General features: G+C 43.7%; 15 protein-coding genes. 11 read left to right on the top strand and 4 right to left on the bottom strand.

Features of this window, described 5'->3' with window-relative positions; translation table 11 throughout:
• The first annotated feature begins 477 nt into the window (after window positions 1-477).
• The 7 genes from FILTAD_RS03820 (at window position 478) to glmM (ending at window position 8232) form a co-directional block, all read left to right on the top strand.
• The gene (locus tag FILTAD_RS03820) at window positions 478-2205 is read left to right on the top strand and encodes a putative bifunctional diguanylate cyclase/phosphodiesterase (protein ID WP_124069191.1); all 1728 of its coding nucleotides are present in this window, start codon (window positions 478-480) and stop codon (window positions 2203-2205) included.
• An 80-nt stretch (window positions 2206-2285) separates the two neighbouring features.
• Complete coding sequence (gene rocF / locus FILTAD_RS03815) at window positions 2286-3191, top strand: arginase (RefSeq protein WP_124069190.1); 906 nt, start codon at window positions 2286-2288, stop codon at window positions 3189-3191.
• Between the two features lie 206 nt (window positions 3192-3397).
• Window positions 3398-3961, top strand: coding sequence for an RNA polymerase sigma factor SigW (gene sigW, locus FILTAD_RS03810; protein WP_124069194.1), 564 nt, complete (start codon window positions 3398-3400; stop codon window positions 3959-3961).
• 12 nt (window positions 3962-3973) lie between these two features.
• Window positions 3974-4609: a zf-HC2 domain-containing protein gene (locus tag FILTAD_RS03805; RefSeq protein WP_124069189.1), complete on the top strand. Its 636-nt coding sequence runs from the start codon at window positions 3974-3976 to the stop codon at window positions 4607-4609.
• 130 nt (window positions 4610-4739) lie between these two features.
• On the top strand, window positions 4740-5576 hold the full coding sequence (gene cdaA, locus FILTAD_RS03800) for a diadenylate cyclase CdaA (RefSeq protein WP_124069188.1): 837 nt from the start codon (window positions 4740-4742) through the stop codon (window positions 5574-5576).
• Window positions 5569-6843, top strand: coding sequence for a CdaR family protein (locus tag FILTAD_RS03795; protein ID WP_124069187.1), 1275 nt, complete (start codon window positions 5569-5571; stop codon window positions 6841-6843). The genes cdaA and FILTAD_RS03795 overlap by 8 nt, the downstream gene beginning before the upstream one ends.
• Window positions 6844-6882: 39 nt before the next feature.
• Window positions 6883-8232, top strand: a complete 1350-nt coding sequence (glmM, locus tag FILTAD_RS03790) for a phosphoglucosamine mutase (RefSeq protein WP_124069186.1) — start codon at window positions 6883-6885, stop codon at window positions 8230-8232.
• A 206-nt stretch (window positions 8233-8438) separates the two neighbouring features.
• Here the strand turns inward: glmM and FILTAD_RS03785 are convergent, their stop codons facing one another.
• A complete protein-coding gene (locus tag FILTAD_RS03785) occupies window positions 8439-8879 on the bottom strand; it encodes a YtoQ family protein (RefSeq protein ID WP_124069185.1) in 441 nt (146 codons plus the stop codon).
• Between the two features lie 102 nt (window positions 8880-8981).
• Here FILTAD_RS03785 and FILTAD_RS03780 point away from each other — a divergent pair, with 102 nt between their 5' ends.
• Window positions 8982-10550, top strand: a complete 1569-nt coding sequence (locus FILTAD_RS03780; RefSeq protein WP_124069184.1) for an amidohydrolase — start codon at window positions 8982-8984, stop codon at window positions 10548-10550.
• A gap of 330 nt (window positions 10551-10880) precedes the next feature.
• On the opposite strand, the gene FILTAD_RS03775 is transcribed toward FILTAD_RS03780, so the two are convergent.
• Together FILTAD_RS03775 and FILTAD_RS03770 are read right to left on the bottom strand one after the other, a co-directional pair.
• Window positions 10881-13355, bottom strand: a complete 2475-nt coding sequence (locus FILTAD_RS03775) for an MMPL family transporter (protein WP_124069183.1) — start codon at window positions 13353-13355, stop codon at window positions 10881-10883.
• 3 nt (window positions 13356-13358) lie between these two features.
• The gene (locus FILTAD_RS03770; RefSeq protein WP_124069182.1) at window positions 13359-13805 is read right to left on the bottom strand and encodes a MarR family winged helix-turn-helix transcriptional regulator; all 447 of its coding nucleotides are present in this window, start codon (window positions 13803-13805) and stop codon (window positions 13359-13361) included.
• A 126-nt stretch (window positions 13806-13931) separates the two neighbouring features.
• On the opposite strand from FILTAD_RS03770, the gene FILTAD_RS03765 reads away from it, so the two are divergent.
• Window positions 13932-14537 (top strand): class I SAM-dependent methyltransferase, encoded by a 606-nt coding sequence (locus FILTAD_RS03765; protein ID WP_124069193.1) that lies wholly within the window; start codon window positions 13932-13934, stop codon window positions 14535-14537.
• A 3-nt stretch (window positions 14538-14540) separates the two neighbouring features.
• A complete protein-coding gene (locus tag FILTAD_RS03760; RefSeq protein ID WP_124069181.1) occupies window positions 14541-14732 on the top strand; it encodes a YwbE family protein in 192 nt (63 codons plus the stop codon).
• Window positions 14733-14786: 54 nt separating this feature from the next.
• Here FILTAD_RS03760 and FILTAD_RS03755 read toward each other — a convergent pair whose 3' ends face one another.
• Window positions 14787-15239 carry an SRPBCC family protein gene (locus tag FILTAD_RS03755; RefSeq protein WP_124069180.1) on the bottom strand — a complete coding sequence of 151 codons (453 nt, stop codon included), beginning with the start codon at window positions 15237-15239 and terminating at the stop codon, window positions 14787-14789.
• A 259-nt stretch (window positions 15240-15498) separates the two neighbouring features.
• On the opposite strand from FILTAD_RS03755, the gene FILTAD_RS03750 reads away from it, so the two are divergent.
• Entirely contained in the window at window positions 15499-16542 is a 1044-nt protein-coding gene (locus FILTAD_RS03750; protein ID WP_203229644.1) for an NAD(P)H-dependent flavin oxidoreductase, read from the top strand.
• The last annotated feature ends 118 nt before the right edge of the window (window positions 16543-16660 follow it).

Below are 16660 nucleotides of genomic sequence, written 5' to 3'. Positions count from 1 at the left end.
AATGATCGCCTTGCGACTCTGATTGATCGCTTCACGAGATAAATGATCGCCTTGCGACTCTGATTGATCGCTTCACGAGATAAATGATCGCCTAGCGACTCTGATTGATCGCTTCAAGAGATAAATGATCGCCTAGCGACTCTAATTGATCGCTTCAAGAGATAAATGATCGCCTTGCGACGCTGATTGATCACTTCACGAAATAAATGATCGCCTCGCGACGCTAGTTGATCGCTTCTTGGGATAAATGAGCGAATCCCCACGCTAATTGATCGCTTCTTGGGATAAATGAGCGAATCCCCACGCTAATTGATCGCTTCCCAAGTTTAATGGGCTTCCCTCGCGTTTTATAATTACTTCTCAAGTTCCATAATCCCGAGGTGGTGTACCAACAGAAAGTTTGTTGTACAATAGTCCTAAAGAAGTCATTTAGAGAAAAATATCAATCATAGACAACTATAAAAAAGAGGTAATAGTATGTTAGACAGTAATAATACAATGCCAGAGATTATTCACCACGACGGAAGCGAGGAAGCGGAAAAGCTGCTGATGGATATTATTTATGCACTTGATAAATCTGCCATTGTCGCAATTACGGATAGAAGAGGAAAAATAACATATGTCAATGAATTATTTACGGAGATTTCTCAGTACACTGCGGAAGAACTTATTGGCTCCGATCATAGAATTATAAATTCCAACTACCACCCGCGGAATTTTTTTAAAACGATGTGGGCTACGATTGGTCGCGGAAAGATATGGCGTGGTGAAATTTGTAATAGGAGAGTAGATGGTTCTTTTTATTGGGTAGATACGACGATTGTCCCATCGCTAAACGAAAAAGGAAGGCCTTATCAATATATCTCCATTCGATATGATGTTACGGAGCGGAAAGAGTCGGAGCGGATTATCCAAAACCTTGCCTGTAAGGATCAGTTGACAGGTTTACCAAACCGTTCGTCTTTCCGTGAACTTGTGAAAAGAGAAGTAGAATTTGCAAACGAAAGTAATACAAAACTAGGGTTTGTCTATTTTGATATTGATCGACTTAGATATGTAAATGACTCGCTTGGAAACGAGGCGGGTGATTATATTTTATCGATGGTTTCGAATCGATTGAAAGAGAACTTACAAGATGACCATGTATATGGGAGGCTTTCAGGCGATGAATTTGCATTGTTGCTGAAAAACATTCGTGGTGCAGAACATGCCGAGCAGTTGACAAAGGAAATTCAGCAATTTCTTGAGGAGCCTATTGAAGTGATGGGACAACTTTATACATTATCATTCAGCCTAGGGATTGCACTGTACCCCGAGCATGCTCAAAAGCCTTCTGAGTTAGCTATGAAAGCAGAAAAAGCACTTTCCAATGCTAGGGCTAAGGGCGGCGGCAAATTTGAAATGTATGAGCACGGAACAGCTGCTAAAACGCTTGAACGGATTTTGTTGGAGAATGAGTTGCGAAAAAGTATAAGTCTCGGCCATTTTAATTTGGATTATCAGCCTAAAGTGGACTTGAAGACAGGGGACTTGATGGGCGTGGAAGCGCTTGTTCGATGGAATCATCCCGATCTTGGCAGAATTCCACCTGATAAGTTTATTCCCGTTGCAGAAGAGACGAAACTCATTTTGCCATTAGGGGAATGGATAATACACGAAGCATGCAAACAGGCGAGGAAATGGCAGGACGCAGACTTCGCACCTGTCCGAATTGCGATTAACATCTCCGCCATTCAGTTGAAAGAGCCCGGTATTGTGGAGGCGATTAAACGCATTCTTGTTGAAACGGGTGTAACTTCGGAGCGAATCGAAATTGAGTTAACAGAGAGTGCTTTTGCGGATCGATCCGGAATGCAAGATGTCATCCAGGAGATTAGGGATTTGGGTATCACCATCGCCATCGATGATTTCGGAACGGGTTATAGTACATTCAGCTATATTAAAGAGTTACCTGCTGACACGTTGAAAATTGATCGGGCTTTTATTGGCGATATACATGAAAATGAGGAAAGTCGTGCAATTGTTAAGGCGATTTTGGCGGTAGCGGGCACAGTTGGGTTGCGTGTCATTGCCGAAGGAATTGAGTGTGAGGAGCAAGCTGCCATTTTACACGAATACGGTTGTGAAGAAGGACAAGGGTACTTTTATAGCAGACCCACTACTCCGGATAAGTGTGTTTCGTTTATGAAAAGAGTTTATGAATAATTATTCAGAAACTTGCGAGGTTGAGTCAATGTAAGTTCGGGTCTTATAATGGAGGGAGTGAGAAGGGGAGGTTTTATAGTATGGGGGAAAAAAATATTTCAATAATTGGTGTTCCGCTCGATCTCGGCCAAAATAGACGTGGAGTAGATATGGGACCGAGCGCAATCCGTTATGCAGGACTAGTTGAACGAATTGAGTCAATCGGCCATCAAGTGATGGATGAAGGAGATATCTATGTTGATGCCGCGGAACAAAGGGACTCGGATGAAACCAATTTAAAAAACTTAGATGAGGTCGTTAAAGCGACAACTAGACTTGCTCAGAAAGTCACTGATATCGTTGAATCTGGAAACTTCCCGCTTGTTCTTGGGGGAGATCACAGCATAGCGATAGGTACACTTTCAGGCTTGGCTGTAAAGTATAAAAACCTTGGTGTAATCTGGTACGACGCACATGCTGATTTGAATACGGAAGAGACATCACCGTCGGGCAATATTCATGGAATGCCTCTTGCAGCTTTGATTGGACTTGGTCACGACAAACTTGTCAACCTACATAACGAAGGTCAAAAGGTTAAACCTGAAAATGTTGTTATTATCGGAGCACGTTCGGTCGACCCTGGTGAGCGTGAGTTGATTAGAGAAAAGGGCATAAAAGTGTATACGATGCATGAGATTGATCGTCATGGAATGACAACGGTTATGGAAGATGCAATCGCTTACTTGAAAGACCGCCAAGTTGACGGCGTCCATCTTTCTTTGGATCTCGATGGACTTGATCCATTGTATACGCCGGGTGTTGGAACGCCGGTACCAGGCGGCATGAGCTACAGAGAAAGTCATCTTGCCATGGAAATGCTGGAAGACTCTAAAATAATTACTTCTGCTGAATTTGTTGAAGTGAATCCGGTTCTTGATGACAAGAACAAGACCGCTGATGTTGCAGTTGGCCTAATGGGTTCTCTATTTGGCGAAAAGCTTCTTTAATACAGACCTATTAAAAACACAAACGTATTGTCAAACAGAATCGCAATGCCGGAGAGAATTCAAATTCTCTTCGGTTTTTTTCATTTAGACAAAAAGAGGAAAGAGTCGGTTATATCTGGTAAAATAATAATAGCGAAAAAAATGAAACCTGTTGAACCCTTCAAACGTATAGAAGGGACAGCCGCATGGAGCGGAGGAGATATGCATTGGATGAATTGATCAATAAACGAATAAATGAAGTGCTAAAAGGTAAGCAAGATGCATTTGAAGAGATTGTCATTCTTTTTCAGCATCGTCTCTATCATGTCTGTTACAGGATGCTTAATAATAAGCAGGAAGCAGAAGATATTGCTCAAGAAGCGTTTGTACGTGCTTATATAAACATTCATACATTTGATCAGAAACGAAAGTTTTCAACATGGATTTTTCGGATTGCGACTAACCTTTGCATTGACCGTATCCGAAAAAAGAAACCGGATTATCATCTTGATGCAGAAGTACCGGGCACAGAAGGATTGACCATGTACTCGCAAATCGCGGCGGCAGGGGATTTGCCTGAAGAGCAAATTGAAAAAATGGAGGCACAAGAACGGATAAGATATGAAATTGGTAGACTCCCGGATAAATACCGCTCTGTAATCATTTTGCGGTATTTCGAGGAACTACCGTTGCAAGAAATCGGCGATATTTTGGAATTACCATTAGGAACCGTAAAGACCCGTGTCCACAGAGGACGGGAAGCTCTTCGAAAACAGATGGGTACTATGTAGGAGGGGAAATGTATGAATACGTGTCCGGAAAAGATTATTGACTATATGCACGCGTATTTAGACGAGGACATTCGTCCTGAAGAAGAACGGGAACTACAGGAACATTTGGCAAACTGTTCCGAATGTAAAGAAATAATGGATGGGCTGGAGGAGTCTATTTCATTTTTAAAAAGTGCTACCCAAATAAAAGCGCCTGCCGGGTTTGTCGATGGAGTAATAGCCCGTCTTCCAAAAGAAAAATCGCAAGTGGGTGCGCAACGCTTTTTACGGCGTCATCCGCTTCTTTCAGCGGCAGCAATGTTTCTTCTATTAATGAGTGCAACACTTTTCTCCAGTTACGGAAATGACCAACATTTTTCAGTATCGAAGCAACCGAATCTTGTCGTTCAAGGTGAGACGGTGCTTGTCCCGGCAGGTGAAACGATAAAAGGCGATATTGTCGTGAAAAATGGGTCGCTACGGATTGAGGGACAAGTCGAAGGTGATGTAACAGTCATCCATGGCTCGAAATTCATGGCATCGACGGCGATAGTTACAGGGGAAAGTGAGGAAATCGACAAGGCTTTCGACTGGCTTTGGTATAAAATCAAAAATACAGTGAAAGATATTTTCCCATCATCGAAAGAAGATGAAAAACAGGAAAAGTAAATAAAGCGATTGGCGGCACCTGCTGACAGTGGTGCCAATCGCTTTTTCCCGTTGTTTGAATAAGCATTGTCCGTTGACGATATGCTATACTATACGCATATGAAATTGTGTAAGAAGGTAGGGGAAGCACATGCCCAAGTGGGATACTATAATTGATTTTAGTCCAGTCGGGGTACTTATAAATATCGTGGATGTGCTTCTGGTCTGGTTTGTCTTTTATAAATTGTTTACGATTATTAAAGGGACGAAAGCGGTCCAACTGTTAAAAGGAGTTTTCGTACTACTAATCGCCCGTCTACTGACAGAGTTTTTTGGGTTGGATACGCTTAAATGGATGATGGATCAAGTGCTCCCGATGGGCTTTCTGGCCATCATAATCATCTTCCAGCCTGAACTGCGCCGCGCGCTTGAACAACTTGGACGAGGTCGGTTATTTGCCCGAACGGCAATGCAGGAAGAAGAAGAACGAGAACGTCTTATGGAAGCAATCACTAAATCAGTAAGCTATATGGCGAAACGACGGATTGGTGCGCTTATCTCAATCGAGCGGGAAACCGGCCTGAGTGAATATATCGAAACAGGTATCCCGATGGACTCGGTTATGACATCGGAATTGCTTATTAATATTTTCATCCCCAATACACCATTGCATGATGGAGCAGTCATTGTTCAGAAGAACCGGATCGCAGCTGCAGCATGCTACTTGCCACTTTCAGAGAGTTCATTTATCTCAAAGGAGCTCGGCACAAGGCATCGGGCTGCTATCGGGTTGAGTGAAGTAACAGATGCAATCACGGTAATTGTATCAGAAGAGACTGGAGCAGTGAGTATTACGGCAGATGGTGATTTAGACCGGAATCTAAGCATGGAGGAATTTGAAGCACGGTTGCGGAGAGTTTGGTTTGGTAACACGACCGAGCAGACGAATACCTCCAGATGGAAGTGGAGGAGGAGAAAAAATGGATAAAATGATGGGTAACCCATGGTTTCTCCGATTCACGGCTTTATTTCTTGCAATTGTTCTGTTTGTCTTTGTTCGAGCGGGAGAAGAGAATGCAAATGGCAAACCCGTCGGGGATTCGGCGGATATCATCCGGGATATTAAAGTCGAAGTGTATTATGACAATGAAAACTTGGTTGTGACAGGAATACCCGAAACGGTCAATATGGCAATCGAAGGACCAGCAAATCTTGTTCAAACTACAAAACTAATAAAGGACTTCACACTATTTGTAGATTTGAGAAGCTTACCTATGGGAACGCATACTGTCCCCATCGAACACGAAAATATTTCCGGTAAGTTGAACGCTCGCCTTGACCCAGCGACAATTAAGGTTGTCATTGAAGAAAAGATCACGAAATCGTTCAAAGTGGACCCTGAAATGAATGAACGGATGTTGGCGGAGGACTTCGATGTGGTAAAAATGGAAGTTGACCCATCGACAATCGAAGTGACAGGTCCGAAAAGTGTTATCGAATCCATTAGCTTTGTGAAAGCATCTGTAACAGGTGACGATGGGTTAAAGGAGTCATTCGAACAAAAAGCACGGGTTCGTGTATTGGACAAGGATCTAAATAAGTTGAACGTGACAATCGTTCCTGAACAAGTGAACGTCAAAGTTGACATTGTTGAATATAATAAAGAAATACCGATTGTTCTTAAAGCAAAAGGGAAACCTCCGGCTGGTGTGACACTAGATTCGATTGAGACCGATGAAAAAACGATTTGGTTATCCGGATCGCGAAAAGTGTTGGAATCATTGGATGAATTCGTTGTAGATGTAGATATTTCGAAGGTGGAAAAACAAGAAACATTTGACATAGAGTTAAAAAAACCTGATGGTATTTCAAAAATGTCTACAAACAAAATCAAGGTTAAGGTGGATGTAACTGTAGTGGAAGAAGAACTGGAAGCGACAAACCCAGAAACACCTGTCGAACCGGAAAAGCTTGCAACGAAGGAGTTCACAGAGTTCGCGGTTACAGTGAATGGATTGGATGAGCAATTCAACAGTTCCTTTCACAAACCTGCAGACGGTTTAATCGTCTTGACTGTCACGGCAGAACAAGATGTAATCGATACTTTAGATAAAAAAGACTTTACTGTATACGTCGATGCATCACACGTGAAGGAAGAAGGAGAAAAGACCTTCCCTATACAAGTGGAAGGTCCAACAGACGTGCGATGGAAACTTTCAGAAGAGGAAGTATCATTATCTATTAAACTTGCCTGAAATACGACTATAGATACAGCATTGAAAGGGAGAATGGAAATGACTAATTATTTCGGGACCGATGGCGTCCGTGGAGTTGCAAATAAAGAATTAACACCGGAGCTTGCGTTTAAACTTGGTAGAGTCGGCGGTTATGTATTAACGAAAGAAACGCAAGGAAAAGCGGAAGTACTTGTAGGTCGCGATACACGTATTTCAGGCCATATGCTTGAAAGTGCTTTAATAGCAGGGTTGTTATCAACCGGAGTTGAAGTAATGACGCTAGGGATAATTAGTACACCGGGCGTCGCTTATTTGACACGTGTTATGAAAGCACAAGCAGGGGTTATGATTTCAGCATCGCACAATCCTGTGGAAGATAACGGTATTAAGTTTTTCGGTGCAGATGGATACAAACTAACCGATGAGCAAGAAGAAGAAATCGAAAAATTGTTAAACGAGCAGGAAGATACATTACCGCGCCCGATTGGAGCAGATGTTGGTTCAATCACGGAATACTTTGAGGGTGGCCATAAGTATATTCAATATCTGAAACAAACAGTTGATGAGGAGTTTACTGGTATACACGTGGCGCTCGATTGTGCACATGGCGCGACATCAACATTGGCAACACATGTATTTGCTGATTTGGATGCAGATCTGTCGACAATGGGTACTTCTCCGAATGGATTGAATATAAATGATCAAGTCGGTTCAACACATCCTGAAGGTTTAGGGAAATTCGTCATCGAAAAAGGTGCGAATATCGGTTTAGCATTCGACGGAGACGGGGATCGCCTAATTGCAGTCGATGAGCATGGTGAAGTCGTGGATGGCGATCAAATTATGTATATCATCGGTCGTCATCTTCACTCGGAAGGGCGCCTAAAATCGAATACAATCGTTTCAACAATCATGAGTAACTTAGGCTTCTATAAAGCACTTACAGAAAATGATATGAAGAGTGTCCAGACGGCTGTTGGTGATCGCTATGTTGTCGAAGAGATGAGAAAAGGGAATTATAACCTTGGTGGCGAACAATCAGGTCATATTGTTTTTCTCGATTACAATACAACAGGTGATGGGTTGCTAACGGGACTGCAATTAGTCAATATTATGAAAAGCACTGGTCGTAAGCTATCCGATCTTGCCAGTGAAATGACTGTTTATCCGCAAAAGCTTATCAATGTGCGTGTAACTGACAAAAATGCCGTAACAAAAAATACGCATGTTGCAGAAGTAATTGCAGAAGTTGAAAAAGAAATGGCTGGAAACGGTCGTGTACTTGTTCGACCTTCAGGTACTGAATCGCTTGTCCGTGTTATGGTAGAATCGCCTTCCGAGGACGAATGCATGCGCTATGTTGAAAGAATTGCTACTGTTGTACGTGAAGAGATGGGAACAGAATAAGTAAGATATATACGGACCGGAAATGTCGAATAGCATCAAGTTTCCGGTCCTTTTTTTGAACCGCATCTGCCATTGAACTTTCCACGACTGAAGTCATGATAGCAAAGAAGTCAATCATTTAAGCTTAAAAGCCGGACGTGGGGTAGGAGTTACCCATGGAAATGGAAAAGGACCTTGTCGATAGTATTGGCAAGGTCCTTTGTTGTTCATTCAAAAATATAGTACAGTGCATTGACGGCCTGGTCGACAGACTCTACAGTGGCGCTTGCTTTCCGCGATAGCTCTTTCAATGCGTGATGATTTGCTTCTGAGCGGATGAGAATAAGCGGTTTACCGGAAGCGACGGCGGCACTTGCATCCATCGCCGTGTTCCATTGCTTGTATTTATCCCCAAATAAAGCAATGACGACATCCGCTTTTTTCAATAAAATCTCGGTTCGCAAATTATTGAAACTTGACGCCGCGGCATCTTTGAAAATTGCATCCGGTTGCTTGCCTAAAATTTCTTCTCCAATATTATCGGAACGGTCGTGGTCTTCCATTGGACCGACGAAATCAATCGGCAATTTCAACATAGCCGCTTTTTGCTTCACTTCCTCACGCCATGAACTATGGATTTCCCCTGCAAGATAAACGGTTAAACGCATATATGAATCCCTCCCTTATACCCTTTATTGTAGCATTCAATTTCTGAATATTGCTCGTTATTGCTTAAGAGATTACAATATGAATAGATGGGGGGAATTGTGATGAAAAAAATCTGGCATAACGGCACGCTTTATACAATGGAAAAAGAACACGCAACGGTTGAAGCAATTCTTACGGAGGACGGCACAATAGTAGCAACTGGCAATTACGAACAATTGAAGGAACAAGCAGATAAGGAAATGGATTTGAAAGGGGCAGTTCTCTACCCCGGTTTCGTGGATAGCCATATGCATATGATCGGGCATGGTGAAAAGTTGCTTAGTTTGGATCTCTCTAAAGCATCTTCTGCGGATGAAATGATGGACATGCTACGTGGTGCTCATACAGGGTTGGACGTGCATGATTGGTTCATTGGGGAAGGTTGGAATGAAAACAATTTCCCTGATAAGAAGATTTTATCGCGGTTTGAGCTTGATAATGTAACGGATTCTCCAATGGTTTTAAAGAGGACATGCAGGCACGCGGCACTTGCAAACTCAAAAGCGTTGGCGCTCGCAGGGATTACAAAAGAGACGCCAGATCCCGTAGACGGCGTCATTGTGAGGGATGAAGCGGGTGAACCGACCGGATTTTTATTGGAAGGCGCACAAGAAATCGTACTTGGCATGATTCCTGAACCGACGGAGGAAGCGTTGACTCGCGCATTAAGGACTTCAGTCGGGGATTTGTTGTCGCTTGGACTTACGGGAGCCGTAACGGATGATCTGGGTTATTATGGCGATTATCGCAACCCGCTTCAAGCATTCAAGAATATTATCGGGCAGGAAAAGAAATTCCGTGCGCATTTGCTCCGCCGGTCACCTGTTTTCCCGCAATTGATGGAAGACCAAGCTACATACGATGAACCATGGATTGAGCCGGGCGCCATGAAGTTTTTCATCGACGGTGCACTTGGCGGTAAGACTGCATTGTTAAGTGAACCTTATGCAGATGCACCCGAAACACGCGGAATGGCGGTTCATACGGATGAGGAGATTGATTCATTAGTGGCCCTCGCACGTAAATACGGCGAAGCCATCGCGGTACATATCATCGGAGACGGCGCTATCGAAAAAGCACTCGATGCAATCGAAAAATACCCGGCACCGCCCGGTAAACTTGACCGGCTTATCCACGTCAATGTGTTACGTGAAGACTTGGTTGAGCGCATGAAAAAGCTGCCGGTCATCCTCGATATTCAACCTGTCTTTGTATCATCCGATTTTCCTTGGGTCATGGATCGATTGGGCGAGGCTCGTTTCGACTGGGCGTATGCTTGGAATAGCTTGCTGGACCGCGGATTTATTTGCGGCGGCGGGTCGGATGCGCCGATTGAAGAAGTGAATCCTTTACTGGGTATCTACGCGGCAGCCACTAGACGCAAACCCGGTGAAACCCATGAAGGTTATTTGCCAAGTGAAAAACTGAGCCGTTTCGAAGCAGTCGGCCTCTTTACAACAGGCAGCGCCGCAACCATCAGTAAAGCGGATGTACGCGGAAAGCTCGCTGCCGGATATGATGCGGATTTTACCGTACTCGACCGGGATTTATTTCAAGTGGAAGATGAAGAAATGCTGGCAGCAACCGTTGTTATGACCGTTATAGCGGGAGAAGTGCAATATAGCGGGTGAGCGGCATGGGGTAACAGCGTAATGTGAATGAAATGCCTATTGTACAGATGGAAGAGGAAGTAGGGTGATCATAAACGATGCCGGAGAGGATTTGGCGTGGTTTATGATCACTTTTTTTGTTTAATGAGCGGCAAAGGATGATAAATGATCGCAACTGGGGTTAAATGAGCGGCAAGGGATGACAAATGATCGCAACTCGAGTTTAATGAGCGCACCCCAAAGTTTAATGAACACTTATCAAGATTTATGAGCGAATGACAAGATGTACAAGCAATCAACAATAAAAAGCGTCCACTCCCCACTGGGAATGGACGCAATCCATATGAACAATTACCCTCTAAACGGCCACCAAACGCCTCGACCGAACGATACTGTAATCGCTGGAATAAGAAGTGGCAAGATGATGAGACCGTACAACAGAAGTCCTGAAATAACGACGGTCGCAATTTGCACCAAGCTAAGTACGCCGGATGGCATCATTGCACCAAACGTCCCTGCAAGGATGACGGCCGCTGTAATAATAACGGTCCCCATTTTTGCCATTGACGTCATGAGCGCTTCCCGTATCGTCAATCCATTGATGCTCTCTTCGCGGAACCGATCGAGTAAGAAAATTGAGTAATCGACCCCAAGCGCGATAAGCATGATGAATCCGAAGAACGGCACTGCCCAACTAATACCGTCATAGCCAAGCCAATTAACGAAAACGAGCTCCGTGACAGATATAGACGTGTAATATGTGAGTAGTAATGAGCCGATCATGTAAAGCGGCATAATGGCTGAACGGAACAGCACAGTCAATACGATAAATAACCCGACGAGCATAATGCTAACTGTTCGCGTGAAGTCTTTCGATGAAATATCATCCAAATCTGAGTTCATGCTTGAAATACCACTGTACGCAATGTCTGCATCCTCAAACGGTGTGTCGATGACAGAACGGCTAACCGTCTCTTTAATAGCATGTACGGTACCAATTGCTTCTCGTGAATAAGGATCGTCTTTCAGGATGACTTCAAGAATAATACCGGATTCATCACCGAATGTATAACGGTCGATGACTGGTTTAAACGCTTCATTGTCAAGCGTTCCTGACGGGATGAATAGACCTGTATCGCGAACACTTTTCGAATCACTCATGTCTTTGAGCATTGCGTGAAGGTCATTAAGACCGGTACCAATTTCACCAATACCTTCATTTGCCGCTCCAACACCACCGGAAAGTTCTTGTAACCCCGAACTAAGTGCCCCCATTTGTGCTTGAATTCCACCAGCAGGAACCCCGGAACCACCTTGTAACTGGCCTCCAATTCCGTCTAGTCCACCTTTGACTTGCCCAAGCCCATCTTGTACAGCATCCAGACCCGAAGTTGCTTCACCAAGTCCGTCCGCCATAAGGCCAATTTGATGGTCGACATACAAGTCTTCCATGATTTCACCTGTTGGACGTGTAATCGTACGTACGCTTTGCACGCCATCTACCTTTTCAAGGTCACGGCTGATTGCCTCTAAGTACGTAATAATACTTTCATTGACAAGAGATGTATCTTTTTTCATGATGACTTGAACTGGCAACGAATCGCCCGCACCGAATGCTTTAGAAATTCGATTGAGGCCCATAACGGACTCTTTACTACTATCGATTTCGTCAACAGTGTTGAATGACAGGTCGTTATCATATGTCAAAAGCAATGGAATGGTAATGACCGCCACGATAAGCATGGAAACGAGTGGTCGTTTAACAGAAACTTTACTGAAGGCTATCCACATTTTACTATCCTTATGGGATGATGCCCCCTTGGAAGGCCAAAACAATTTGTCTTTCAATAAAACCATGAATAACGGAACGACCGTGAACAAGATGACTATCAATACAGCAATCCCGACGGCAACCGCAACAGCTGATTTAAAAATCGGGAAGTCCGCGAAGCCGATTGCCGAAAATCCAATGAACACAGCAATTGCGCTGATGAACAATGTCCGACCTGCCGTTTTATACGTATTGACAACCGCATCTTCTACCGCATGCCCTGCCAACAATTCTTCCTTATAACGGCTTAATAATAAAATACAATAGTCCGTACCGAGTCCAAATAGGATGGCGACTAAGAAAATCTGCGTGTAGTTCGACACGGGAAAACCGAACCAATCGATGAAAAACGCTACAAATGATTGGCTGAGTAAATACGTAATTCCCACCGCAATGAGTGGTACGAAAGGTGTCACAATCGAACGGAATACAAGAAGCAATAGGCCGAAAATGAGTACAACTGTAATAATCTCCGTCTTTTTCAAGCCCTCTTGCGCACTCATATTGACATCATTATTGATAATCGCCTCGCCCGTTAAATAGACGGTTTGATCCTTCTCCAAGACGTCATCGTGGATTTTATCAGCAAGCGTAATTATTTCTTCCTCTGTTCCGTCTACTGTAATCGGAACGAGTATCGTTTTTTTATCTTTTGAAACGAGCTGATTTTCAAGCTCTTCATTTTCAAACGGATCAAGGACGGCAGTCACAGGCTCACCCAATGACTCAATCTTCTTTGCGATAGCCGAGATTTCAGTTTTCAATGACTCATCAACTGGTTTGTCTAGTGGGTAAACGAGTGAAATCGTATCTTCTGCTGCACCCGCTTTTTCTAATATATCAGCAGCTTTTTGCGAATCGGCTGTACTTGGAAGTTGCATGGACCCTGCCTCTTCCGCTTGTTCAGCCAAGTTAGGCGCCAATAGGAATAAAACGATTGTTAAAGCAACTAAACCGATGAATATCGGCCATTTGAGTTTTAAGATAGTTCTCAACAGTCACATCCCCTTCATTTGTAAAATAGCTTTTAATTTACGGAACGTCATGACGAATGATTCAAGTTCTTGGTCATCAATCTTATCCTTAAAGAGCTTTTCAATATTTTCATAGACAGCATCGTTGGAGACTTGAAGCACTTTTGCCCCTGCGGCTGTCAGGTGAATGACCTTCAATCGGTGGTCGCTTTCGTCACGCTTGGATGTAACAAGGCTTCTTTCTTCCAACCTTTTCAACCGATTTGAGATAGCACTTTTATGGACCCCTTGGATTTCCGCCAACTTGCCGCTAGACAGATCGCCATATGTCGATAGAATTTTCAACACTTGAATCTGTTCGGGCGAGTAGTCTTTCCAAATAGGGATATCCATGTTTTTGATGACATGCTCTGTCCCATAAATCATGACTTCTTCGAACAATTCTACAGCTTCTTGCAGTCTCTCTTTCAATTTAGTCTACCCCCTCAACCAATAGACTTAGTTTAGGGGATGGACGATTTTATGTCAATCAGTTCATGTGGTCATATAGGTATGGTAAACTGATAAAAGCATGTTATGAAAGGGATGGATGGACTTATGACAAATCCGTGGCAGGACAAATTTTCAGCCGTTGAGTATGTATATGGAAAAGAACCGAATGGCTTTCTTGTGGAGGCGGCACAACAGCTGCAGACAGGGAACGTATTATGCATCGCTGAAGGAGAAGGACGCAACTCAGTTTACTTGGCATCACTCGGCTTTGATGTAACCGCGTGGGATTATGCGCAGGCCGGGCTGGACAAAACAAACCGATTGGCGGATGAAAAAGGTGTCCATGTAAAAACGGAACTCCATGATCTTGCGGATGTCCAGTGGGAAGGCCAACAGTGGGATGCCATCGTACAAATCTTTGGCCACTTTCCGCCAGCTATTGCAGACCGGACCCTTGCGGGGATAAAAAAGGCATTGAAACCAGGCGGCCTTTATATAAGTGAATTGTATTCAAAAGAACAGTTGAAGTACAAAACAGGCGGTCCTCGTGACGAAGCGATGCTCATTGATCCAAAAGAGCTATTGGCACAGTTTGACGGCTACTTCGTGAAACATTTCCATGTAGGAGAAGTGGACCGTGTAGAAGGACAACTACATACAGGAACAGCACATGTTGTGCAAAGTATATTCAAAAAAAGAATGGAGAACTAATCAATGGACGGACGTAACCGAAGTGATGTAAAACCAGGCTTGAACGTAGCAGTTATCCTCAAGAAAGACCAACGCTCAGGCGTTAAAACGGAAGGTGTCGTCAAGGATTTACTGACGAACTCAAGCTTCCACCCCCATGGCATTAAAGTGCGGTTGGAAGACGGACAAGTTGGACGCGTGTGCGATATTTTGTGAAAGATAAAAAAGACTTGATCCTGCAATAATGGGATCAAGTCTTTTTTCATGGAATCATCCCTTTTCAGAGATTTTCTTCAATTCTTTTGCACGACTGCCGATAAATTTTCTCATATAGTTTTCCAAGAATAGTTTATCAGCCAGTTTTCCAAGGATGCCGAAAGGGGATGTATAGTCAAATGTATCTTTCATGATCGTGCCTGTCTCGTTTTCAATAAATTCGTGGGTATGCGTGAAGGAGTGAAATGCTCCTTTAACCATGACATCTATAAACATATGTGGTTCATCCATTGCGATAATTTTAGCCGTTAACTTTTGTTTAACCCCAAAATGGGTCGCTTCCCACGTGACGCTATCACCAAGATTCAATAAGCCTTCTGTGAAACCACCGATGGCACTTTCTTTTGTACTGGCTGTTGTCTCTGTATGGACCGTTACGTTTCGGGCGAGATCAAAACAAACCGTGACGGGCGCTTCTATAAAAGTATCGAGTTTGATTGTAGGCATCTTTACCGCATCCTTCCTTTACGTGTAATAATAAGTTATTCTCGTTGTAATTAGTCCACTTTTTCTCATTATACATATGTTGAACAAATGGGCATACATACGAACTAAGTGAAAGCGTCTTCCGAGGGGCATCCTCCAAGTGCAGTAGCAGCTTTGAATGGAATCGTTGGTTGGATATATAGATTAAAAAAGGGTTTATGAATTAGGAGTAGAAGTTTCATAGAGGTATGTATCTATAAAAGAATGAGGAGGGGTTGCGATGATAGGGGCAGAAGATTTAGGAATGACGTATCCGATTATTCAGGCACCGATGGCGGGAGTGACAACACCTGCATTCGTGGCGGCATCTGCTGAAGCGGGGTTACTTGGATCAATCGGTGCAGGCTATCTTTCAGCGGATGAAACCCGTAATTTCATTCGCGAAGTGAAAAGTCTTACGGATAAACCGTTTGCGGTGAATCTGTTTGTGCCTCAACAAGTGGAGATGGATCAAGAAACGTTGCGCACTGCATATACCGCCTTGCAACCGATTGGCGAGAAACTGGGTCTGCCGTTTTGGAAAGTATCCTTGTCTGAATCGCAGTTTGAGAAACAGGTCTGGGTATTAATCGAAGAAGGTGTGAAAGTGTGTTCATTCACTTTTGGCCTTCCAACGAAAGAGACCACACAATTGTTGAGCGATCATGGCATAGTTCTGATCGGTACGGCTACGACAGTAGAAGAAGCTATGTTGGTTGAACAAGCGAGAATGGATGCGGTCGTTATGCAAGGAAGCGAAGCAGGCGGACATCGGGGAACTATTTCCGGGGAAATGACAGGCACCCCATTGCATGAATTACTTGAAGAAGTGAGGGAGACCGTTCAAATCCCAATCATCGCTGCAGGAGGCATTGCAGACAAGGACATGCTGAAAAAAGCGCTATCTGCCGGGGCCCAAGCTGTTCAAATTGGCACCGCGTTGCTCGCAGCGGATGAAAGCGGTGCACACCCAATCTATAAAGAGGCCGTTTTACATGCAAAAGAAGACTCCACCGTTATCACAAATGCATTCTCCGGTAAACCAGCACGTGGCATACGGAATCAGTTTATCGAAGATATGGAAGGTATCCCAATCGCCCCGTATCCTTATCAAAATGATTTAACAAAACGACTCCGTAAAGAGGCGGCGGCGCAAGGGAAACCTGAATACATGTCTCTGTGGGCAGGTGAAAAAGTACATTTGACGAAGGGCGGAACTGTGAAAGAGATTGTGGAACGGTTTATTGATAAAGAAGCCGGGTTTTCGCAGTATCCATTCCTTTGACTCGAATTAAATTATTAATCGAGTAATGTATTGATTCATCAACGATTGCATATAATGATCTCAGGGACCTCTGACACTTTGAAAAAAAGGTGTTGAGGTTCTTTTTTGTGTGGTGGCG

Origin of the sequence: Filibacter tadaridae, assembly GCF_900609045.1 — a bacterium.
Taxonomy (GTDB): Bacteria; Bacillota; Bacilli; order Bacillales_A; family Planococcaceae; genus Sporosarcina; species Sporosarcina tadaridae.
This window is presented reverse-complemented; position numbering and strand designations above follow the sequence as displayed.